Consider the following 22,892-nt stretch of genomic DNA (forward strand, 5'->3'; position numbering starts at 1 on the left):
AATCAACCAACTTACCTCCCAACTCAACATGCAACGAATACAAGGGAGTGCGTTTAATGTCGGACATAGTTCTCACCTTTCGATCAGCGGGATTGGTCGCGAACGACTGTGACTGTGCAATGCGCATTGCGCACCACACGGGCCAGGTTCGGGCCGATCTCGTAATTCGGGAAATCGCCTTTGGTCGAGGCCATGATGATCAGGTCAAAGCCATCCTTGTAAGCGAGTTTCAGGATTTCGCGGTATACGCTGCCTTCTTCGATGTGAACGTTCACGTCCGAGGCATTGCCATGATCTAGGATAGCCTGAACTGCATTGCGCACATGATCCCGGGCACCCGCACCATAGTTGGCGGGCAGGTTCGGCAGCTGGATGATCTCGGGGATGACGGCAACTGCGTGCAGCTCGGCACCATAGAACTTGGCCTGTTCAAGTGCGAGCGGCAGGGCATTCTTCCACGAGCGGTCGTCGGTGTGATCAATTGGCAGCAGGATTTTCGTGGCCATCACGTCTCTCCTCGAGATATGGATTTCTGTTTCAAAACCGGGGGGCCAGTTTGGCCCCCCGCATTCGTCAGGGCCGAGCTTATTCGGCAGCTTGACCGCCGGGCTCTTCCGATTGACCGTTCGACGCGAAGAACTCTTTCGTCAGCTTGAAGACGATCGGGCTCAGCAAGGCCAGAGCGATCAGGTTCGGGATAGCCATCATGGCGTTCAGCGTATCTGCCAGCAGCCAGACAAAGCCCAGATCTGCTGTTGCGCCGAAGTAGATCGCGACGATCCACAGGATGCGGTAAGGCAGCAGGGATTTAACACCCAGCAGAAACTCAACGCATTTCTCGCCATAGAAGGACCAGCCCAGGATAGTGGTGAACGCAAAGATCGACAGAGCGATTGCAATCAGGTACCCACCGATACCCGGCAGAGTGGTTTCAAAGGCCAGCGACGTCAGAGCTGCGCCGGAAATCGCTTTGTATCCTTCGGTTTCACCATTGGCCACGAAATCCGCAACCGACGCATCCAATGCGCCCGAAGCGATGATCGCCAGACCCGTGATCGAACACACGATGATTGTGTCGATGAACGTCCCCAGCATCGCGATCAGGCCCTGATTTACAGGTCCCTTGGTCTCGGCTGCGGCATGGGCGATCGGGGCAGAACCCAGACCAGCTTCGTTCGAGAAGACACCGCGCGCCACACCAAAGCGGATGGCAAGCCACACCGCTGCACCAGCTGCGCCGCCCTTGGCAGCCCAAGGCGTGAACGCATAAGTGAACACATCGCTCAGCGCTGAGCCGATTGAACCGATGTTGATCAGCAGAACCAGCAGGCCCGCAACGATGTAGGCAATGGCCATAAACGGAACCAGTTTACCTGCAACAGCACCGATGCGAGTGATACCACCCAAAATAACGGCGGCGGTCAGGATCATCAGCACAATGCCTGTGATCGATTCATTGATGCCAAAGTTTGTTTCCAGAACTTGCGCCACACCGTTGGCTTGAACGCCATTGCCGATGCCGAAGGCCGCAATGCCGCCGAACAGAGCGAAGGCAACGCCCAACCAGGCCCATTTCGCGCCCAGACCATTTTTGATGTAGTACATCGGGCCGCCGACATAGTTGCCCAGCTCGTCTTTTTCGCGATATTTCACCGCGCAGACAGCTTCGGCATATTTGGTGGCCATGCCCACCAGGGCGGTCATCCACATCCAGAACAAGGCGCCTGGACCGCCCAGGAAGACAGCAGTGGCCACACCGGCAATGTTACCTGTACCGATGGTCGCCGACAGCGAGGTCATCAGCGCGTTGAACGGGCTGATCTGCCCTTCGCCCTGACCTTCCCGCCCTTTGAACAGCAGGCTGAAGCCCGTGCCAATGCGCAGGATCGGCATGAATTTCAGACCAACCTGTAGGAAGAAGCCGACGCCAAGGATGAGCGCCAGCATCCACGGCCCCCATACGACGCCATTAATGGCCCCTGTGATTGAAGTTAACGCTTCCATGGTTTCCCTCCCATTTGCGTTTGGTTATGCCCTGTTTGCGATGGCCCGCTGGCGGGCTTGCTTAAGAGCAGCGAAGTCTTCGTCCGCGTGGAACGATGAACGGGTCAGCGGGGTTGCCGACACGTGCAGGAAGCCCTTGGAACGTGCGATCTGTTCCAGTTGGGCGAACTCCTCCGGTGACCAGAACCGGTCAATTGGATGATGTTTCGGGGTCGGTTGCAGGTATTGGCCGACTGTCAGAAAATCGACTTGAGCGGCGCGCAGGTCATCCATGACCTGCCGCACGTCATTCAGGCTTTCACCCAAGCCCACCATTAGGCCGGATTTGGTGAAAATCTCGGGATTGGCGCGTTTCGCATCATCCAGAAGACGCAGCGAAGCATAATACCGCGCACCGGGACGTACCGTTGGGTAAAGATGCGGCACAGTTTCCAGATTATGGTTGAAAACATCCGGTGCCGCGTCAAATACGATATTTGAGGCAGTACCTTTTCCCAGAAAATCAGGGGTCAAAACCTCGACCGTGGTGCCCGGATTCTTATGACGTACGGCGCGAATGGTCTGCGCGATATGTTCGGCCCCGCCGTCGTCCAGATCATCGCGGTCGACCGAGGTGATGACCACGTGGCGCAGGCCCAATTTTTTCACCGCCGCGGCAACCCTACCCGGTTCAAACGCATCCAGCGCATCGGGACGGCCCGTGGAGACGTTGCAGAAGGAACAACCGCGTGTGCAGACCTCTCCCATGATCATCATGGTGGCGTGACGCTTGGACCAGCACTCGCCGATGTTGGGGCAGGCAGCCTCTTCGCAAACGGTCGCCAGGTTATGTTCGCGCATCAGGCGGCGGGTTTCGTAATACTCGGCGCTATCGCCCTTTTTCTTGCGGATCCACTTGGGTTTGCGCGGGATGACACTGTCAGCCTTTTTGGCCTTTTCAGGGTGGCGAGGGCGAAGCTGGATAGTCATCTGTCTGCTCTTTCTTACGCGTGGATTGCGCGGCCCAGGGCGTCCAGGCAGGCTTCTTTGACCGCCTCCCCCATAGCCGGGTGTGCATGACAGGTTGAGGCGACCTCGGACACGGTGGCGCCTTTGGTCATCGCAAGAACCAGTTCGGCGATCAGATCACCACCATGTGCACCGCAGATATGTGCACCCAGAATTTTGCCGTTGGGACCTGCCAGAACCTTGACCGCACCATCGGTTTCGCCGGTCGAACGCGCCCGCGAGTTGGCCATGAAGGCAAATTTGCCAACCGAGTATTCGGTACCCGCGTCTTTCAGCGCTTCTTCGGTCAAGCCCACCGAGGCGACCTCGGGGTCGGTATAAACCACACCCGGAACAGTGTTGTAATCGACGTGAGCCGTTTCACCGGCCAGCATTTCGACACAGGCAACGCCGTCCTCTTCGGCTTTGTGCGCCAGCATCGGGCCGGGAACACAGTCACCGATCGCATAGACGCCAGGAACCGAGGTCTGGAACGTGCCGTCAACTTCAATAAAGCCGCGCGGGCTCACAGCGATGCCAAGGTCTTCAAGACCCAGCCCGCGTGTAACGGGGCGGCGACCGACGGCGATCAGAACCTTGTCGGCCTCGATCACCTCTTTTTTGTCCTTGCCCACACGATCCACGGTCAATTTCAGACCAGTCGTGGTTTCTTCAATGAATTTCAGCGCACGCCCCAACTGGAACTTCAAGCCGCGCTTGCTGAGCGCTCGCTGCGCCAATTTGGCTATTTCACCGTCAATGCCGGGCAGGATGCGGTCCAGATACTCAATAACTGTGACCTTGGCTCCCAGACGTGCCCAGACCTGACCCAGTTCCAGACCAATAACGCCAGCTCCGATCACCACCAGATGATCCGGCACGCTGTCCAACGCAATCGCACCGGTCGAACTCAGGACGTTCTGTTCGTCAATCTCGATGCCGGGCAATGGGGTAGGCTCGGACCCCGTAGCAATCAGGATGTTCTTAGTCTCATGAACCTCGTCGCCCACCTTGACTTGACCGGCTGCGGGAATGGTGGCCCAGCCTTCGATCAGATCAACTCCGTTTTTCTGAAACAAGAACGCAATGCCCTTAGTCAGATCGCCAACGATCTTGTCCTTGCGCCCCATCATCGCGGGTACATCAATGCTGGCCTCCCCGACCGCAATGCCATGGGAGGAGAGATGGGAGAGTTCGGCAAATTTCGCCGAGGAGTTCAGCAACGCTTTGGAGGGTATGCACCCGACGTTCAGACAAGTGCCACCCAGAGCCCCGCGCCCCTCGACGCAAGCCACTTTCATACCCAGCTGGGCCGCACGGATCGCGGCGACATAGCCGCCTGGCCCTCCGCCGATGACAATCAGGTCGTAAGTCATTTCGTCGTCTTTCAGTAAATCGGATAGCTGGCGCAGAGAGCGCGGACTTTTGCATGGGTCGCCTGTTCGACAGCGGCATCACCGTCGGGCGACTTAGCCAATGCGTCCAGAACATCGCCAATCAGGTTGCCAATCTGTTTGAATTCTTCCGCCCCAAAGCCACGGCTGCATCCGGCAGCGGTACCCAGTCGAATACCGCTGGTAACGGTTGGCTTCTGAGGATCACCCGGAACGCTGTTTTTGTTGCAGGTAAACCCGGCACGCTCCAACGCGGCTTCGGCATCTTTGCCGGTTACGCCGATTGGGCGCAGATCGACCAGCATCAGGTGGTTCTCGGTACCACCAGAAACGATGTCACATCCCCGTGCGATCATCACATTGGCCAACGTCGAAGCACTATCGACCACGCGCTGCATGTATTCTTTGAATTCAGGCTTCAGCGCCTCGCCAAACGCAACCGCCTTACCCGCGATCACATGCATCAACGGGCCGCCCTGAAGACCGGGGAACACGGCCGAGTTGATCTTTTTCGCCAGCGCTTCGTCATTGGTCAGGATGATGCCTCCGCGCGGGCCGCGCAGGGTTTTATGCGTGGTCGACGTGACAACATGCGCATGACCAATAGGTGAAGGGTGCAAACCGGTTGCAACCAGACCCGCGATATGGGCCATGTCGGCCAGTAGCCATGCGCCGACCTCGTCCGCGATGGAACGGAAACGGGCAAAGTCGATCTTTTGCGAATAAGCCGACGCACCTGCGATGATCAACTGCGGTTTTTCAGCCTTGGCCAAGGCTTCGACTTGGTCATAGTCGATCAGGCCAGCCTCGGTCAGGCCATATTGGATAGGCCGGAACCATTTGCCTGATTGCGCCGGCTTCGCCCCGTGGGTCAAATGACCGCCAGCATCCAGAGACATGCCCAGAATTGTATCGCCCGGGCTTAACAGTGCCAGTTTGACTGCGCCATTTGCCTGCGCACCGGAATGCGGTTGCACGTTGGCGTATTCGCACCCGAACAGTTTCTTCAAACGGTCGATGGCCTCGGATTCGACCTCGTCTACATATTCACACCCGCCATAATAGCGGCGACCCGAATATCCTTCGGCGTATTTGTTGGTCAGGACCGAGCCCTGCGCCTCGATCACGGCCTGAGAGACGATGTTCTCGGATGCGATAAGCTCAATCTGCTCGGCCTGGCGCACGCCCTCACGGTCAATCGACGCAGCGATGACAGGATCAGCATCTTTCAGCGACGTTTTGAACATGGTTTCTTCCTCCACTTTCGAATCCTGTATTCGAAACTTTGTTTCCTATAGTGGAACTACGCTCTTAATGGCAACATATTTCTCATATTCGCGATATTGCGTGCGTATAGGAGAACCTGTAACCTGTGGTAAATTGGGAGGAAAATGATGGGCGACGACCATTGGAATGAAGGTTCTGTCCAAGACGAAGAGGACGAAGGCGCGGCGTTGGGCCGGTCCATTCGCGATGCACGGCGGGAAAAAGGCTGGACTTTGGAAGAGGCCGGGCGCGCTGCGGGAATCGGTCGCTCGACTCTGTCGAAGATTGAAAACAACCAGACCAAACCAAGTTTCGAGATCGTGCGCCGTCTGACCCAGGCGCTGGACATGAACCCCCCACAATTGTTTTTGGAGTCGGGTCAGTCAGGCATAGCAGGGCGGCGCGATTTCACCGCCAAAGGTCAGGGCGACACGCGAGAAACCGCCACTTACCTGCACGAACTTTTGTGCTCGGATCTGACCAGCAAACGCATGTTGCCCTATATCGCAACAATCCGGGCGCGAGACATATCAGAATTCGATCCGCTGGTTCACCATTCGGGCGAAGAATTCATGTATGTCCTCAGCGGCGAGCTAATTTTCCTGTCCGAGCATTACCGTCCACTTCCAATGAAGGCCGGGGATTCGCTCTATTATGACAGCGGAATGGGGCATGGTTGCATTTCGACCAGCAAAGAAGACGCAAAGGTGCTTTGGGTCTCGCTGGAGTGAACCCACCTTGGCCCGCCAAGGTGCAGGACGCGCAATTCAGATCAGTGCCGGTTGCCGCTCTTTTTGACAAAAGAAATCTTGTCTACCGGTCTGCGCGCAGTAACGGTCGCTCTGCCATGGCTTGTATGTTCGAGGGCACCAACGCTTGCGCCAGCGCTTTGACGCGTTCGCCATGGAATTGCGATGCGAAAATCTGCCCGTAGTGGCGCTTTGGGCGTCGCGCCAATCCTTTCCCGACACAATGTGAGACACCGAATTTCTCGCCAGCGCGCGAGGTCCCCGCCTCGATTCAACGGTTTGGGCAGTGCTGGTTTCAAGAGACACCTAGATCTCTGCTGTCTGCCAGCCTGAACTTTCTTTGAAAGTATCGGCAATCTCGCAAGGCCCGTTTCAGGTGCCTTGCTGTGGCTTGTCGCGACATCAGCTTGTCGCGGGATTGATATACTGCTGATCCGGCCCGCAATAGGCATGGGGCATGATACGCGCATTAAATGAAAACTGGGCCCTGTTTTTGGGGATGCTCATGCTGATGGTTGCCAATGGCCTGTTGGCGACCTTGCTTACAATTCGCGGCGCAAGTCTTGGGTTCAGTGATTTTACCATCTCGGTCATGCAAGCAAGCTATCCGCTGGGCGCGCTGGCCGGAACGGCCATGGCGCCGCGTCTGGTGGAAAACGTCGGGCACATCCGGGCATTTTCCGCACTTGCGTCACTGGTTTCTATCGCGGCGATCGTACACCTGCTGACCAGCGATGCCATCAGTTGGAGCGTGATGCGCTTTTTGGGAGGGTTTTGTTACCCGGGTCTTTACGTCATCACCGAAAGCTGGCTGAACGCCAAATCCGAAAACAATACGCGGGCGCAGGTGCTGTCGCTCTATTTCATCATCCAACTTGCGGGACCAGCGTTGGGTACGGCTCTTGTTGGCTTTCCTGATCCTACTGGCAATCTCTTGTTCGGAACCGTCTCGATCCTGATTTCGCTGTCGATCGTGCCATTGCTTTTGTCAGGCAACAAAGCACCGGACTATACCGTCCCTGAGCGCATGCCAGTCACACGGTTGTACAAGGTCTCTCCCATCGCGGTTATTGGGATTGTGTTGGTCAGTATCGGTGTTTCCGCACACTATATCACCCTGCCCTTGTATGCCCTGCAACAGGGGTTCTCGGCTGCGCAGGCATCAGGCGCTTTGGTGGCTGCCCTGATTGCCGGTGCCGTCGTGCAATATCCGGTGGGTTGGATTTCAGACCACACCGACAGGCGTTATGTTGTTATTGGTCTGGGCGTTATCGTCTTGGTGTCGGGTCTTTGGATGGCAGCCAACACATCACCCGAATACATTGTCTTCGGCTTTGTCGTGATTGCAATCGGTTTGTACCCGACCTACTCAATCCTGACCGCTCATGCGAATGATCAGCTCCGCCTGTCTCAGATCGTACCCGCCAGTGGCACCATGGTTTTGCTGCTGAACATCGGACTTCTCATCGGAACCATATTGGGTCCAAACGCCATTTCCCTGTTCGGAGGCAGGGGATTACAGTTTCTTTTAGCCGGCATCGGGCTTTCTGTTGCCGTGATCGCATTGATCCGGCGCGTCAAGGTTGCCGCGCCTGCCGAGACCGGAGAAGTGCAGGTTGTGGGCATCATCGGCGCGACACAACCCGGCGTCTTGCAAGCGGAAACCTTGGTACAGGAAGAGGAAGCAAGTTTTAATGAGGAAGCTGGCATAGAGGGCCGTGCTTAATACAATTAGAAAGTTTGGCTAATCCTTGGACACAGCCGGATGGTACGCGACAGAGGTCCGGATTTCGTCAACGAACAGATCAATCAACCGCTTTCTGGGACTGTCGGCGCGCAGCAAAACGCCCAGCGCGCGGGAAACGGGTTTGCCACCTAGCGGGAATTTTCGCAATCGGCCGAATTCCGGATCGGGCATACACAGGTTGGGCACGATTGAGACACCCAAGTTATGCGCCACCATACTCGTGAGGTCTTCGAGCGATTTCATTTCCATGGCATAGCTCACCCGGATTCCGCTCTGGGCAAGCCACGTGTCGGCCAGAACACCGACCATCCCATCCCGGGCGTGTCGGACGAAAGGTTGTGTTGCAAGGATTTGGATCGGATCAGTTTCGGTCACCTCGGGCGATGTCACCAGAACCAGTTCTTCGGTCGCAAAAGGATGCCATTCCAGATCCGGGGTCATAGTTTCTGGCGCGCTCAGCACCGCCGCATCGATCACGCCACGCTCTACCTGCGTCTGAAGATCTCCGGATAGAGCCGACGTCACATGGACTCGTAGCTCCGGATAGGCCTCCAGCAATCGCCGGACGGTGACCGGGATCAAGCTGCGAATGGTCGATGACACAGCGCCCAGATTAAACTCACCGCCGAAAGCCGTGTCACCAACCACACCTTCCAGGATTGTGTCATAGGCGCGCACCAGATCTCTGGCCTTGGGTACCAGCGCCCAGCCGGTTTGATTGAGCTTGGGAGTGCGCTCGCCTCGGTCGAACAAGGCAATTTGCAAGTGATCTTCAAGCCGCTTCATCTGCTGACCAACCGCCGCCTGAGAGACATAGACCTTGTCGGCGGCGGCAGCAAAACTGCCTGTGTCAGCAATTGCAATCAGGGTTTTGTACAGCGTGATGCTCATGAAACCATTTCTTCGCGGCGCATGACTAAACTAAACCAAAACTTTATTCATAATAAAGTATTATTACATTGAGTAAAGCATAGGTTTTGGGCGATATGAGTGTCAGTGAACAGAGGAATCGAGAATGTCCATCCACAGCAAAATCGTTGATGATCTGGTGGCCAATGACATCAGTTTCGTGACGACCGTGCCCTGCAAGCAGTTGGCCGGTGTCATCGACGAGGTCGAAGCGCGCCCCGAGATCTTTCACATCCCCTCAAACAAAGAAGACGAAGGCATGGGTCTGTGCGCCGGGGCCTGGATGGGGGGCAAGCGACCCGCCATCATCATGCAGAACACCGCGATCGGCGTGACAATCAATACGCTGGCCACGTTGATCCAGTACTACCGGATGCCGCTGCCGATGCTGATCTCATACCGGGGTGAACTGCGCGAACCGGTAGCCTGCCAGGTTGAAATGGCGGTGCACACCAAGGCTCTGCTGGCCCAACTCAACATCCCGACCTATCACTTCCACAAGGAAAGTGACGCGGATGAGCTGGATACAATCCTGAAATACACCTTCATGTGCAACAAGCCGGTCGCCATCCTGACCGACGCGTCCTTCTGGGGAGGCTACGGAGACCAATGATCCGCTCTGAGATTCTGAAAGAAATCGCCCCTGTTATCCGCGACCAGTTGGTGGTCTGCAATATCGGCATCCCCAGTCAGGAACTGCACGCCATCGACGACCAGCCCACCAATTTCTACATGCTGGGCACAATGGGACTAGCCTCAAGCATCGGATTGGGTTTGGCGCTGGCTCAGGACAAAAAGGTGATTGCCATCGACGGTGACGGCTCGGTTCTGACTAATTTCGGCACTCTACCCACGATCGCGAACAACGTGGCCGACAATTTCATCCTGCTGATCGTTGATAACGGATCATATGGTTCGACCGGTGATCAGCCGACCTATGCGGGGCAGAAAACCTCGTTAGCGGCAGTCGCTTCGGCCTGCGGCTGCGAAAACGTTGTCGAATGCCGGGCCGAGGATACAAAACAGGCGATCGAAGACGCTCTGGCCGGGAACAAGATGACCATCATCGTGGCCAAATGCGAAAGCGGCAATGCCAAGATGCCCGTCATCACCATGGACCCGGTGGTAATCCGTGATCGGTTCATGAAAGCTGTTCAGGCCTGAGGTCCCGAACATGTTGCCGTCCGGCCAGATCCATTCTAGCGCAGATGCCCGGCGGATAGCCCGCAGGCGTCTGCCTTGGATGGTGTTTGATTACATGGATGGCAACGCGGGTGAAGAACACGGCGCGGAGTTAAACCGGCGCGCCTTGCAGGACATTCGCCTGCGCACGCGGGTTCTGGTGGATGTCAGCCAGCGCAGCCTGGATTTGGCTGTCTTTGACCATGCTGCCAAACGGCCTTTTGGTATCTCTCCAATGGGGATGTGCAATCTGGCTGCGCCCGACGCGGACCTTATGCTGGCGCGCCTGGCAGCTGACTACGAAATCCCGCACGGGGTTTCGACCGTAGCCTCGACGCCGTTGGAAAAGATCATCGAAGTGGCTGAAGGGCACGCCTGGTTCCAACTGTACTTCAGCGGCGACGGCAGCAGCGCTATGGGTCTTGTGGACCGGGCCGAAGCGGCAGGCTATCGCACACTAGTTCTGACACTGGATGTACCAGAAGTTGGCAGACGTCCGCGCGAACTGCGCCACGGTTTCAAGATGCCGTTTCGGATCGGGCCCAGGCAGTTTTTCGATTTCGCGCTGCATCCACGCTGGTCGCTGAACACTTTGTTCCGCGGCAAGCCACAGATGGCAAATTTTCCAGACGGCACCTTTGATCGCACCGAATCCCGCGCGCGTGCCGATTGGAACTATCTCAGTCGGTTGCGTGACCGATGGCCAGGCAAGCTGGTCGTCAAAGGCGTTCTGGATGCCGAAGATGCACAGCGCCTCAAACAAGCGGGAGTGGATGCCATACAGGTGTCCAGCCACGGTGGTCGGCAGCTAGATGCTGCAATCCCTCCCGCTCTCGCGCTGCCCGCCATTCGTCAGGCGGTTGGCTCGGATTTTCCATTGTTCTACGACAGTGGGCTGCGCAGCGGTGAAGACGTTGTGAAGGTGCTGGCGTCAGGTGCTGATTTTGCCTTTCTGGGGCGCATTCTGTTATATGCAATCGCTGCTGGAGGAGAGACTGGGTTGCGAACCCTTTGGGATGTGCTGTCGCAGGAGACGAGCCTGACCCTTGCCCAGATTGGCGCAACAACACCCAGACCGGCTCAGCTTGGCCAGAGCCTGGATCGTTCGCAATTTTTGCTTCAAGAGAGCAAAACGTAACTGCACGCGGCGCCAGTCCATACACCTGCCCCGCGCGGTTTGTGAAATGAATAGGCAAGATGCCGTGTCGGCCTCGCCATTTGGCGTTTAATTGAAGAAGACTTTCAATCCAAAATACGGTCCATGTTGGGTAACATCATAGGCGAAAGCACCGGTGCTCAGCGTGTCGCTGAAGTCAACACTGAAGTACCGATAGCCAAATGTGATCGCTGTTCTTTCCCACGGCTGGTAGTCAAAACCGATATTCGCCCCGATCTGCAGATCGTTACCACCCGCACCGAAGCCACCAAGATCAAGGGACGTGATAGCCGTCCAACGGTCGTTCAGTCTCCACATGCCGCGGGCACCGATAACGGGCTCGACCCATCCCGGATCACCGCCCAATACCGGTGGTGTTGTTGGGCCCGGTGTTGTGATGTCAATCTCCTGCCGGATCGAGTTGTACCGAATGCCCCCCTGAAGATCGATGGTATAGCGTTGATTGGCCGCGCCATAGGTGCCATCCGCAATACGATAAGCCCCCAAGATTCCGAACCATTTTTGACGTACATCTACGTTCACCGAGGCCCCAATCGGTCCGGGCAGTGTCGCGTCTTCTTCTATGCCCACATAATTGGCGTCAACAATGATACCAAAATCGCCATTCCATGACTCGTAACGCCCGGCGGCGGCGAAATCGAGAACCTCCAAAACATCACCCAGATCAAGATCAAGATCAGCCGAGACACCCGCAACGGTGGACGTTCCGGTGGTCCTGAGTGGTGTGAATAGGTAAAAGCCAAGCGTGTGCCGCCAACCCTCGTCATCCTGCCCTGGCGGGGGCAAGGATTGAGCGGACGCTGCAGAAGCCAGCAGACAGGTCAGAGTAATTGTGCTTGCGCCGCAAGCAGATTTTTTGAAGTTCATGTGCCAATCTCCTAGCTTTTCACTTCCACAGGAACAGGCCACGCTGGTGATGCTTCGACAAATCGCACCTCATTTGCTGACCGAGGATTGCTTGATTTTGAATGCCTCAACTGCCGCGGCGGTTTCAGGGCGAATGTTTTCAATCCCCTCGTAAGGTATGCCGAATGCGGGTTTCTCGTCAGGGAATTTTTCCTTCCGGGCTTGGTGACGAGCGAGAATTCGAACGAATTCCTGACCTCCCCAAGCACCGACTTCAGTCGAGACAGGGTACTTTTCATGAGTGTCGCGATAAATGTCTATGAAGTCTGCCAAAATACCGTTTGTGAGGTCCTTCGGCAGGTTCATTCGGAATTTATCCTTAATGATGGCTCCGGGTTTATCAATGTTATACACAATCAACGAGTCTCGGCGACCTTTGGATTCATCAGCGAACAGAATCGAAGCTGACTGATCGACGCCATCTACCAGCCGATCGCGCGGGATGAACCCATCTGCGCCAGCGATACGTGACAGTGTCGTATAGAGATCGGAGACGTGTAAAATGTTATTAACCATTGAATCTGGGCCGATAACACCAGGCCAGCGAATAAAGGCGTCAACTCGAACCCCGCCTTCGGTGGTGTCGCCTTTGCCACCTTTGTAGATCATTGGTGTAAAGCCGGATTGAGGTGAGTATTTGGTGAAATGTCCGTTGTCACCCATGACAACAACGACAGTGTTTTTCGCGACGTCCAGATTTTCCATTTCGGCGAAGATTTCCCCGAGGTATTCATCGAGCAACTGGAGCTTATCGGCGTAGAGGCCACCATTGGGTGACTCTGGCCCAGTTCTTCCGGTGCGCGTGTTATGTAGTGGGATCATCGGCCAGTATTGAAGGAAGAACGGTTGCTCACCGGTCGCAAGACGTCTTAGCTCTTCTATCGTCTTGTCTTGATACGCTTGGTTCATCTCATCGTATTTCAATGCGCCCCAACGTTCACCAGGTTGCATTCTAATCTCCCGGATTGGTCCACCTGCCTCGCCTTCGATGACGGTCATCATTGCTGAAGCGTCTGGGCGGAACCATTCGTCGAGTACGTACTCAGGGACAAAATCTCCGATACCAACTGAGACTTGCTCGCGAATGGCATCGTCGTTGAAAATCGTAAGCTGACCTTGTTGGTGGATCGCATGTTGTGCGTAATCGAAACCCTGGTTCATCGCCCAGCTCTCAGCGATGTCACCCATGTGCCATTTACCTACATGGCTGGTAGCATAGCCAGCTTCTTTAAGAACCTCAGCAAGAGTGACTTCCTTTCCTGGAAGACCGAAGCCAGCTATATCCACAGTCGTGTTCCCCATTCCCATGCGTACTGGAAGACGCCCAGTCATTTGAGCAACCCGTGTCGGAGTACAGGATGGTTCGGTGTACATTCGCACCATCCGCATACCTTCGTCCGAGAATTGGTTGATGTTCGGAGTTTCGATGCCGCGTACTGCGTTGAGTTCCGGTATGCCCATATCTCCGAAACCGAGATCATCAATCAGGATGGAAACGATATTTGGCGGATTGCCATTATTGCGCTCCCGAAACTCGGAAAGTAGCGCGTCAACCGCAGCATCATCCTCGGCCCATTTTTCGGCGTGCTGGGCTTGCAGTATGTAAAACTCAGCGTCGTGAATGATGGGCGCTTCCTGCGCCGTCACCATTTGGGCTGCAATACAAAGGCTTGCCGAAAGGTAAACAACTTGTCTCATGTCGCTCCTGCTCATTGGCTCTATTCCGATTCTGTGTGCGTTTCGGGTTTTGGGGGTTTCTGCATCTCCTCTGCATCCAAGGTCTGAGGTCCGATGCAATTGATGTCGGTGTCCGGGAAGAACTCGACCCAGACATGCCAAAACATTCCGGACCTTAAGGTCTCGACGCGACTGAGCTTTCCTCGATCCGAATTGCCGAAGAAGTCGATTTCGGTCACCGCTTCACCGCTGTCATTGTACCAGACCCCTACGCTTTCATAGGCTGGATCATAGGCAACGACGAGATCACGACCGCCCACAGTGGCGTTGATCAAACCCTTATGCTCGGCAATGAACTCATCGGTCCAGCACACAGCATCGTCACCCACTGTTACGCCCCAGACATAGGTCTTATTGGGCAACCGGTCGTCGCTGTGGCTCATGTTATCCATGACCGGTGCTGCCTCTTGATGCTGTTTCGCGATGCCCGAGGCGAACACAGTTTCTGTGAATAGATCGAAGAGTTTTAGAAAAGGGTTCGAAGAAGGCTTGTTCAAAAACACCTCGCCGTCCGGATAAGCCTTTTGAAATCCCCGAAAGCTCATCCGGAAAGTGGGCCAGGGCTGCATGGCGGATTGTTTGGACGTATCGCTATCAAAGTGACCATAGATCTGCTGAATGGGTTCGCCAGTGAGGTTGTCGCGCAGGATCAGGTTGTTGCCGTGCTGGGCCATGACTTCCAGATCAAGCCGCTTACCATTGATCTGCGGTTTGTAGGCCAGACCCAGGTTCGCCATGGCGCAATACGTCATGACGATGTCATCGCCTCCAAGTCCATCGGCATTGCCAGCCAGGTGGGGGCGCATCAACTGCCCGTCGGAATGCGCGCGGGCATGGCCGTTGTTTTCGATCACCAAAACGCTGGCCGACGGATTAATGAAGTCCTTAGCTTCCGAGATCGGATAATACCGGGCGCTGTCTTGCTGGTTACGCAAACCGACGTGAACCCAGACCCATGGGAAGACGAACAGGAATAAAATTAATAAAGTTACTGCAGGCACACCCAGAAAGAACAACCAGCCTGGTCCGCCGCCCATAAAATGGCCAACCAGCATCAAAGCCAACCCACTTACGCCCGCAGCGATATAGGCGTTTTCGTTTCGAATGAAACGGATCATGTTGTTCCGCTTTACCTTCAAAACCATCTGGCTGATGTCTCCAAGGTCGCGAAAATACATGAACCCAATGGTCAGCGAAACGACAAGACCCAAATAAAACAAAATGTTGGCCAGCATTCAGATCGCCTTTCTTACGTGTGGTTAGCCCTCGGGAGATTTGGACTTGGACGCGAGGTAAAGCCGAATTTCGTCCTCAAGCCCCCGAAGGCTATCGGTTAAGTCTGCATAAGTTGGATCGCTAGCATCACAGGGCAGCAGTGCTATCAAACTCTCATAATCTGCACAGATTTGAGCAAACACCGTGTCCGAACTGCGCAATCGACCGATTTCATTCGCTTGGTTTGGAAATACTAATGTCAATGAGTTCATATCCATCCCCAAGCTGTCTGATCTCGGTCAGGCCTCAGCGAAAAGGCAAGTCCCCCTCCTTTAAAAACGAGTATACACAAAATTCATTTACATATTCAGGTATCTTAACGTATGTTACGACGTAACATGTTTATTTTCAGGTGCTTACGAAACAATCAACAGCGACAGATGCGATGACTTCAAGAGGCTTGCGTTCAGAATCGGGGCCCAATCCCATCCCGAAAAACCTGACTGAAATCCAGATCCAACAGGCGTTGGATTCGATTTTGAACAGCCCGGAGTTTGACGGCGCTGAACGTCTTCAGTCCTTTCTGCGCTATGTTGTTGAAACTATGTTAGCTGGCCACGCCGACGACATCCGGGCCAAGTCTGTGGCCGAGGACGTATACGGCAGAACATTGGGTGGGCGCGGCGATCCAATGGCCGTTGTACGTGTCGATGCCGGTCGTATGCGCAGACGATTAGCCAACTATTATTCGAACTCCGGCAAGGATGAGTGTTTGCGCATTCATGTTGATCCCGGAGGGTATGTACCCCGATTTGAGGTACTTTCACCTGATCAGGAAAACGGATCGCCACGTCCTTTACGACGCTATTGGTGGCACGGTGCCGCTGTAGCAACCGTATTCGCTTTGTGCGCAACCGGCCTTTACCTTCAGCTCAAACCTCAGGCATCAACGGTGACCACTTCCCAATCTGAAACCGAAAGGAAACAGCAAGCAGTCCGAGAAGCGCTGTTTTCCACCAATCCCATCAAACTACAGGCGGTTAACCTTGCTGAAGAAGCGCGCCCCTTGATGTTTCCGGTTCTGGATCGCGCACGGTTGCAGGCCGTCAGCGGTATGTTCAAGCGCGCCATTGCGCTGGACGGGTCGTATTTTGGTGGCTACGCGGGGTCAGCACAAGCATTGGGTATTCTTGCGATTACCACTCCGCCCAGCGAAGAAAGGCGCACTTTGCTGGATCTGGCCAAAACGCATGCCGACAAAGCCGTCGAACTGGCACCGGATGAAGGGTGGAGCCACTCTGCCCTTGCACTTATCTCCTTTGCCCAGCGGGATTTCGACACGACCCTCGCCCAATCAAACCGCGCGGTCAGCCTTGCACCTGAAGACATCCATGTCACAAATTTTGACGCGTTGTTTGCCTTGTTTGGCGGCGACTTCGAACGCGCCATCGCGTCAGCCAGACGCGCGCAAAACGACGATACGACCAATCGGAGGTTCCCTTACCGAAGCGTTTTGGCGTCAGCGAGTTTTCATCTAGGGGACTATCAGGGCTGCGTTGACCAGTTCAACACGTCCATCAGGCTGGGTGATCCTGTCAGCGCCATATCAATCGGGTACCTCGCCGCCGCCTATCAAAAGATGGGAGAACACGACCGCGCAAGGGCAACAGTCCTTCTGTTGGAGGAGGCTTGGCCTGACTACCCTTTGCCGTCTTTGCTTCGTGCGCTGTTTGCAGATCAGCGCCACGCCGAAGACATTATCAGTGCGCTTGCCCAGATTGCGGCGCAACAAGCAGGTAAATAAAGGAACTGAATATTTTCTCAGAACAGTTCCCCGCCCCGTAAGGTTCCAATGCATTCGCAGGCAGCCATGGTCTCTGACACAACTTCATTCCCAAAGTGTCACCGGTCGGAATTTGTTATCCAGGCTGTCCGCGACTGGATTGCCGCCGTCAGCGCCAAGACGACTTACGTCGAAACTGGCAACCCTTATGAGAATGGATGACACGACGGCTTCATTGGACAGTTCAGGGGCGAGCAGCTCAGCGGACGAACCTGCCGTACTATGTCGAGCCGTTTAAACTTTTCTAAGGGCCTCAGAGCATTTGCTCTGGGCCCAATCAAAAAAGAATTTTACACCCAGATGGTCGTTATGCAGACAAGTCCATGGCTGCAACAACACTCTCGTATGGCAGACCTGCGGTATCGTTCAGTCGACGAACTTGTTCAGCACTTTCGCCATCAAACAAGCACATGCAACGACCGTCTTCCGGGGCAAAAGTTGAGCGGACATAGCTTATCTTATCCCCTTCTGCGGTCATTTTTTGTGCTGTCGCTATCGCTGCCTTCTGGGCAGCACCCAAGTCATCCATGCTTATACCCTTGAGGTTTCTTTCGACCATAAAAACAGACATCTCGCTCCCTTTCCAAACTGTCAAAACCAGTGCGTCTATTGCATCACGGGTCTGTAACGCAGGGAACTATCGATACCTTATGACTTAATAACTCCAGGTTTGGATAAATCGGTGTATTCTGCGGTATAGTTGACTATCGCCATAAGTGACGAGGTGCCTCAAAATGGAGATGTCTCAGATTAGATACGTTTTATCCGCGGCAAAACACCTGAATTTCACCAAAGCTGCCGCAGAGTGCAACGTGAGCCAACCAGCGTTGACCAAGGGCGTCAAGTCTCTGGAAGCAGAACTAGGTGCACAGGTTTTTCATCGGGAAGGTCGAAAAATTTTGGTCAGCGACTTTGGGAAGTCAATGCTGCCGCATCTACAGCACATCGTTGACGAAGCAGCAGCTACACAAGCACTGGCTCAGAATTTTCGCTTACTCGAAAAGGTGCCATTGCGCTTGGGTGTCCTATCCACAATTGGGCATGTTCGCCTGGCTCGGTTTCTGGCTCAATTCGAGAAAAACCACAGCGGCTTGGAGTTGTCAGTCAATGAAGCAAGCGCGCCTGACTTAAAGAAAAAACTCTCAGATGGCGATATCGATGTCGCTTTGATGACGCTGACTGAAGAGTTGGAAGAAGAGTTCAGGGCGAGACCACTATACGTCGAAAGATATGTGGTTGTATTCCCTCCCGAGCACCGTCTTGGACAACTCAATTCGGTTTCGCTGCAAGACTTATCGCAAGAAAACTACGTGGATCGCCTGGCCTGTGAGCTGCGTGAGATGGTGATGTCGGTCTGCCAGTCGAAGGGCGTGGAACTGTACGCTCGCTTCCGCTCTGAGCGAGAAGATTGGGTGCAAGCGATGGTCGCTGCAGGCATTGGTTTTGCCTTTATGCCTGAGTACTCGGTTAGTTTACCGGGCTTGTTACAGCGCCCGCTTGTAGAGCCGGAAGTTTCAAGAACGATTGCAGCTTTCACAGTTCCAGGTCGAAAACACTCGCCCGCACTTGAAGCCCTAATGAGGTCGTCGCAAACTTTCGCTTGGCCGGGGTAAGCACGTTGGCTTTGGTCTCGGCAGCACCGTTCTCGACTGCCTCCCGTCATAGACTATAGGCAGTCCCGAAACCGACATTCATTGAATAACCGCTCGTCGTTATCAGGCGCAACTTTGCGGCCGACAATTCTGCAAACGACTGAAAAATCGCCTCATCGGAGATATGTGTTCGACTAGTGCGTCTGGCATAGATGTAATAACCTGTTTAGCGTGATGCCCACTCTGGGAGTTCAGTCTTTGGAAAGACGTCTGGCAGCGATACTTGCCGCCGATGTGGTTGGCTATAGTCGTCTTATTCGAAATGACGAGGCGAGTGTGCTTGCAAGGGTCAAGGCCCATCGCGAGCAGATCTTTGAACCAGTTGTTGCTGCACGACATGGGCGCATCGTTAAATTGATGGGCGATGGCTTGCTCCTTGAGTTTGCAAGTGCAGTTGAGGCCGTTCGGTGTGCAGTGGACATGCAGCACTATATAGGGATCGCCAACGCGGACCTGCCTCAAGACTCACAAGTGCGATACCGGATCGGTCTCAATGTTGGCGATATCGTTGTAGATCAGGATGACATTCACGGGGATGGTGTAAATGTCGCCGCACGCATTGAAAGTCTGGCTGTTCCGGATGGCATTTACATGTCAGCCAGTATTTTCGAACAAGTCCATTCCAAGCTTGATCTCACTATCGAAGATTTGGGGAAGCGAGAGGTCAAGAACATCTCGGACCCCGTTCACGTGTACAGCCTAAAACTGGATGACAAGGCGCAAGCCATCGTTTCTCCTATCGTGCCACTTTCGAAAAGGCCAACTAATCGCCTGATCATGTTGGGTTGCGCCGTAATTTTCCTGGCGTTGTTGGTCACCGCATGGCTGCAACCTTGGTCCGCGGTGCAATTTCCGGACTCGAATGAACACGCCGTGGCCCTGTCTGGCAAACCCTCCATCGCGGTCATGGCGTTCGACAATCTCAACAACGACCCGAGCCAAGATTACCTGAGCGACGGACTTAGTGAGAACATCCTGACCGCTTTGTCCCGTTTTTCCGATTTCTTCGTGGTCGCCCGAAACTCGACGTTTTCGTACAAGGACACTCCGGCGGATATACAGAAAGTGTCAGAAGAATTAGGTGTCCGCTACATCGTTGAGGGGAGCGTCCAGATTGCTGGTGATCGCTTGCGTGTAACGTCCCAACTCATTGATGCGACGACAGGCCAGAACATCTGGGCAGACAGCTATGACCGAGACCTACAGGACATCTTTTCAGTACAGGATGAGATAACGCGAACGGTGGCTTCGCTTCTCTCTACGAACATTGATCTTGCGGAATATAGCCGCCTCAAGCATCAACCAACCGAAAGCCTTGGTGCATATGAATTGCGCAAACGCGCACAAGAGGAGTGGTTTACCTTCACGAAAGAAGGAAACATCAGGGCAGAGGAGCTCAGTGCAAAAGCGATTGCGCTCGATCCGAACTTTGCCGGGGCGTATGTCGAAAACGCTTGGGCCCACATCAACGGGTATCGTTGGGGATGGACGAACTCTTTGACACGCGAGGAGTCGCTGGACCGCGCGTTTGAGATGGCGCGGAAAGCCATTGAATTGGAACCCTTCAATTTCAAGGGTCATTGGGTCTTGGCCAATGCAACTACTCAGAGTGGAAACCTCGAGCGGGCTGCTTCGCTTTATGACAAGGCCATATCGCTGAATCCAAATTCGGCATCCGTTCTTGCAGATTCCATTGACCCACTCGTCTATGACGGCAAAGCACCTGAGGCCGTTGAGCGCATGAAACTGGCGATCCGACTGAACCCACACCACCAAGACTGGTATCTTTGGAACTTGGGTTGGGCCCAGTACTTCGCTGAAAGGTATGAAGAGGCAAAGGCTTCGATTGAACAGATGAACGAAATACCGGACGGATTGAAGCGCACCTACGCGCCAGTTCTTTTGCGTCTTGGCCTTTCCAGTGATGCGCAGATCGTTATCGATGAGTTTCTGACGGCCAATCCAGAATTCACTATCCAAGAGGCGAAAAATGCGCCATTCGAGAGCGAGGCGTATCTTAATCGATGGGTAGAAGATCTGCGAAAACTGGGTGTGCCTGAATCGAAGGAATGACTGGTTTTTGGGCTCTTCCGTGCGGGCACGCCATTGCACGCAACCTCAAGAGGTCTTCGTGACACACGATTTGCCTAATTTCGTTGTCTTGGCATGCCGGTTTTTTATGAGCGAGCGGACAATTCGTTTCCAATAATCAGAACTACTTTCTCGTATTAACAACACCAAATGCCTTTCGATATTTGGGAATGAAAAGATTTGCCCCTTCTTTTTACGAGTGATCCAGTCACCAACTGTTGCAAACAGCCAGCTATTGCCGATCATTGGACCCAAAGGCACCAGAATTGGCGCTTTTTTCCAAGGGCTGTATGGTTTCAGGTTTTCAAAGGATGAACCCTCCGACACCTTTTTCAGTGTTTTGATAAGCCATGGGTTTTGCCTAGTCGTGGCTACAATCGTCATGCCGTCTCCCACGTCGGCGATGTCGCCTGCCACAAAAACGTTCGGATAGTCGGACGGTCGCAGCCACTTATCAGTCCTGACCCTACCCCCAGATCCCGAAGTCACCCCCGGAAGGCATTGCACCAATGACGTCTGAGGCTTTGATCCGATCACCGGAAATACAAGATCAGCCGCAATCACCCGGCCGTCCGTAAGTGTCACCGATCCTTCGTAAGGCCTATCCAAATGGCGAAGGTCTTGCGCTCTTTGGCCAAGAATGACCGTGACACCAAGGCCTTCCAGCTTGCGTTTGAGTTGTGCGCCAAACTTGATTGGATACATTGGAAACAAGGTATCGTCTGACGCGATTAATGTAATGAGTTTACCTGGCTGCGCTGAGGCAATCTCGCCCGCAAGTTCCGTTCCTACGGCCCCCGCCCCGACAATAACCACTGAATTCGCCTTGGCCAAACGAGCACTGACCTCTTTGCTGGCTTGACGAAAATCAGCGATACTGTCGCCCGATGGTTTGAAAGGGGCGGCATATGACGATCCGGTGGCAATCACGATCAAGTCCGCCGGACAGGATGTGCCAGAGTCTAACGTGACCTCTGATTGACAGATTGACACTGCACGACCCCGCACAACATCGCCTGATTTCAGCAAGTTGTCGTAAGGTAAAATGATCTGATCCAGCAAGGTGGGTTCTACCAGCGCACGGATTGCTGCCGGAGGCTGCACAAAGGCTTCGCGTTGCTCGATCAGGGTAGCTGCCGTTTCAACCAGCTTCAACGCAACCTCGGGCGCATCACGCATCGCACATTGACGCGCCAACTCACCGAGTTGCAGGAGACAGGATTTGTCTTGCGGAAAGACTTTGAGACTATTCCGCCACACGTAGAATACAGCTTCTCACCACTGGGCCAAAACCTGATCCCGTTGCTGCATGAAATGCACGAGTGGGCTGCGCAGAATGCAGACAAACTACCGAACCCAAAGACCATTCCAAGTTTAGGTCAGGATCTAAACCAATAGATGACAGTTCCTGCGAGGGCGACTGTAGGAAGAAAGGAAAAACCTAGCCATCTGCTCGTCGGTCGGCCAGAAAAGATCGTTTTTGTCACAGCTCTGGTTTCCCAGCCGTCAGGCTTGCAGCGCGTTGAAAATCAATGCGTCCTGACCCTACGGCAAAAGATCAGAAATCGCGCTGAAACCAGCCAGATCATAGGTAAACGAGATAGGCTCGCCAACTCGATTGACACCTGCAATCGTCAACTGATCCCCGGCGCGCATAGCGGACATCCAGTCCGAGGACACGGGCGACCGGGCAAAACACCCTTGCGCCTCACACGTCAAAAACGCTGGCTGCGCAACTTCGGAACCATCCACGCTTGCCACCAATCCTTCGGCAAACAGCAGGCCAAACGGCAAGGATAACACAGCTTCAACCTCGTCTTTTCCAGCGGATTTTACAAAAGCGATCGAAGTCAGACGCTGATTGTTCTCGGTCAGAACAATGCTCTGCGTCATTTCGCAGACCAATTCACCATCGCTGACCAGATTGCTGCAATTGACCGACCAAAGCGGTGCTTCATTTTCCTGCGCCGCGAGCGGAAACGCCAGCCCCAGCGAGAAACCAAAAGCGCAAATCCAAGTTTTCATTCTTCTGT

General features: G+C 54.4%; 21 protein-coding genes. 9 read left to right on the top strand and 12 right to left on the bottom strand.

The window, feature by feature from the left end; genetic code table 11:
* Window positions 1–83: 83 nt before the first annotated feature.
* From GOV89_RS17355 to glyA, 5 genes are all read right to left on the bottom strand, one after another.
* Window positions 84–506, bottom strand: a complete 423-nt coding sequence (locus GOV89_RS17355) for a universal stress protein (RefSeq protein WP_171180695.1) — start codon at window positions 504–506, stop codon at window positions 84–86.
* A gap of 79 nt (window positions 507–585) precedes the next feature.
* On the bottom strand, window positions 586–2,004 hold the full coding sequence (locus GOV89_RS17360) for a sodium:alanine symporter family protein (protein WP_171180693.1): 1,419 nt from the start codon (window positions 2,002–2,004) through the stop codon (window positions 586–588).
* Between the two features lie 24 nt (window positions 2,005–2,028).
* Entirely contained in the window at window positions 2,029–2,973 is a 945-nt protein-coding gene (gene lipA / locus GOV89_RS17365; protein WP_171180691.1) for a lipoyl synthase, read from the bottom strand.
* 14 nt (window positions 2,974–2,987) lie between these two features.
* A complete protein-coding gene (gene lpdA / locus GOV89_RS17370) occupies window positions 2,988–4,367 on the bottom strand; it encodes a dihydrolipoyl dehydrogenase (RefSeq protein ID WP_171238721.1) in 1,380 nt (459 codons plus the stop codon).
* Window positions 4,368–4,378: 11 nt separating this feature from the next.
* A complete protein-coding gene (gene glyA, locus GOV89_RS17375) occupies window positions 4,379–5,632 on the bottom strand; it encodes a serine hydroxymethyltransferase (RefSeq protein ID WP_171180686.1) in 1,254 nt (417 codons plus the stop codon).
* A gap of 147 nt (window positions 5,633–5,779) precedes the next feature.
* On the opposite strand from glyA, the gene GOV89_RS17380 reads away from it, so the two are divergent.
* Together GOV89_RS17380 and GOV89_RS17385 are read left to right on the top strand one after the other, a co-directional pair.
* The gene (locus GOV89_RS17380; RefSeq protein ID WP_171180684.1) at window positions 5,780–6,382 is read left to right on the top strand and encodes a helix-turn-helix domain-containing protein; all 603 of its coding nucleotides are present in this window, start codon (window positions 5,780–5,782) and stop codon (window positions 6,380–6,382) included.
* Between the two features lie 475 nt (window positions 6,383–6,857).
* On the top strand, window positions 6,858–8,126 hold the full coding sequence (locus GOV89_RS17385; protein WP_171180682.1) for an MFS transporter: 1,269 nt from the start codon (window positions 6,858–6,860) through the stop codon (window positions 8,124–8,126).
* An 18-nt stretch (window positions 8,127–8,144) separates the two neighbouring features.
* Here GOV89_RS17385 and GOV89_RS17390 read toward each other — a convergent pair whose 3' ends face one another.
* Window positions 8,145–9,038 carry a LysR family transcriptional regulator gene (locus tag GOV89_RS17390; RefSeq protein WP_171238722.1) on the bottom strand — a complete coding sequence of 298 codons (894 nt, stop codon included), beginning with the start codon at window positions 9,036–9,038 and terminating at the stop codon, window positions 8,145–8,147.
* A gap of 124 nt (window positions 9,039–9,162) precedes the next feature.
* On the opposite strand from GOV89_RS17390, the gene comD reads away from it, so the two are divergent.
* From comD to GOV89_RS17405, 3 genes are read left to right on the top strand one after another with little or no spacing between them, the layout of a single operon-like run.
* Window positions 9,163–9,669 carry a sulfopyruvate decarboxylase subunit alpha gene (gene comD / locus GOV89_RS17395; protein WP_171095649.1) on the top strand — a complete coding sequence of 169 codons (507 nt, stop codon included), beginning with the start codon at window positions 9,163–9,165 and terminating at the stop codon, window positions 9,667–9,669.
* Window positions 9,666–10,220, top strand: a complete 555-nt coding sequence (comE, locus tag GOV89_RS17400) for a sulfopyruvate decarboxylase subunit beta (protein ID WP_171180678.1) — start codon at window positions 9,666–9,668, stop codon at window positions 10,218–10,220. Before comD ends, comE begins: the two co-directional genes overlap by 4 nt.
* Window positions 10,221–10,230: 10 nt before the next feature.
* Window positions 10,231–11,376 carry an alpha-hydroxy acid oxidase gene (locus GOV89_RS17405; protein WP_371809128.1) on the top strand — a complete coding sequence of 382 codons (1,146 nt, stop codon included), beginning with the start codon at window positions 10,231–10,233 and terminating at the stop codon, window positions 11,374–11,376.
* Between the two features lie 87 nt (window positions 11,377–11,463).
* On the opposite strand, the gene GOV89_RS17410 is transcribed toward GOV89_RS17405, so the two are convergent.
* The 3 genes from GOV89_RS17410 to GOV89_RS17420 form a co-directional block, all read right to left on the bottom strand.
* Window positions 11,464–12,282 carry a hypothetical protein gene (locus tag GOV89_RS17410; protein ID WP_171180676.1) on the bottom strand — a complete coding sequence of 273 codons (819 nt, stop codon included), beginning with the start codon at window positions 12,280–12,282 and terminating at the stop codon, window positions 11,464–11,466.
* Between the two features lie 69 nt (window positions 12,283–12,351).
* Complete coding sequence (locus tag GOV89_RS17415) at window positions 12,352–14,019, bottom strand: sulfatase-like hydrolase/transferase (protein WP_171180674.1); 1,668 nt, start codon at window positions 14,017–14,019, stop codon at window positions 12,352–12,354.
* Window positions 14,020–14,039: 20 nt separating this feature from the next.
* Window positions 14,040–15,293, bottom strand: a complete 1,254-nt coding sequence (locus tag GOV89_RS17420; RefSeq protein ID WP_171180672.1) for a DUF3179 domain-containing (seleno)protein — start codon at window positions 15,291–15,293, stop codon at window positions 14,040–14,042.
* Between the two features lie 440 nt (window positions 15,294–15,733).
* On the opposite strand from GOV89_RS17420, the gene GOV89_RS17425 reads away from it, so the two are divergent.
* Window positions 15,734–17,077, top strand: a complete 1,344-nt coding sequence (locus tag GOV89_RS17425) for a lipopolysaccharide assembly protein LapB (protein WP_171180670.1) — start codon at window positions 15,734–15,736, stop codon at window positions 17,075–17,077.
* Window positions 17,078–17,423: 346 nt separating this feature from the next.
* On the opposite strand, the gene GOV89_RS17430 is transcribed toward GOV89_RS17425, so the two are convergent.
* Window positions 17,424–17,687, bottom strand: coding sequence for a DUF4242 domain-containing protein (locus GOV89_RS17430; RefSeq protein ID WP_171180667.1), 264 nt, complete (start codon window positions 17,685–17,687; stop codon window positions 17,424–17,426).
* Between the two features lie 163 nt (window positions 17,688–17,850).
* Here GOV89_RS17430 and GOV89_RS17435 point away from each other — a divergent pair, with 163 nt between their 5' ends.
* Complete coding sequence (locus tag GOV89_RS17435) at window positions 17,851–18,729, top strand: LysR family transcriptional regulator (RefSeq protein WP_171180665.1); 879 nt, start codon at window positions 17,851–17,853, stop codon at window positions 18,727–18,729.
* A 237-nt stretch (window positions 18,730–18,966) separates the two neighbouring features.
* Window positions 18,967–20,841 carry an adenylate/guanylate cyclase domain-containing protein gene (locus tag GOV89_RS17440; protein ID WP_171238723.1) on the top strand — a complete coding sequence of 625 codons (1,875 nt, stop codon included), beginning with the start codon at window positions 18,967–18,969 and terminating at the stop codon, window positions 20,839–20,841.
* A gap of 45 nt (window positions 20,842–20,886) precedes the next feature.
* Here the strand turns inward: GOV89_RS17440 and GOV89_RS17445 are convergent, their stop codons facing one another.
* Window positions 20,887–22,014 carry an NAD(P)/FAD-dependent oxidoreductase gene (locus GOV89_RS17445; protein WP_245223357.1) on the bottom strand — a complete coding sequence of 376 codons (1,128 nt, stop codon included), beginning with the start codon at window positions 22,012–22,014 and terminating at the stop codon, window positions 20,887–20,889.
* On the opposite strand from GOV89_RS17445, the gene GOV89_RS17450 reads away from it, so the two are divergent.
* Window positions 21,976–22,257, top strand: a complete 282-nt coding sequence (locus GOV89_RS17450; RefSeq protein WP_245223356.1) for a helix-turn-helix domain-containing protein — start codon at window positions 21,976–21,978, stop codon at window positions 22,255–22,257. The two genes, GOV89_RS17445 and GOV89_RS17450, sit on opposite strands and share 39 nt — an antisense overlap.
* Before the next feature lie 147 nt (window positions 22,258–22,404).
* Here the strand turns inward: GOV89_RS17450 and GOV89_RS17455 are convergent, their stop codons facing one another.
* Window positions 22,405–22,884, bottom strand: a complete 480-nt coding sequence (locus tag GOV89_RS17455; RefSeq protein ID WP_171238725.1) for an invasion associated locus B family protein — start codon at window positions 22,882–22,884, stop codon at window positions 22,405–22,407.
* Window positions 22,885–22,892: the final 8 nt, after the last annotated feature.

This window comes from Ruegeria sp. HKCCA5763, from assembly GCF_013034545.1.
GTDB lineage: Bacteria > Pseudomonadota > Alphaproteobacteria > Rhodobacterales > Rhodobacteraceae > Ruegeria.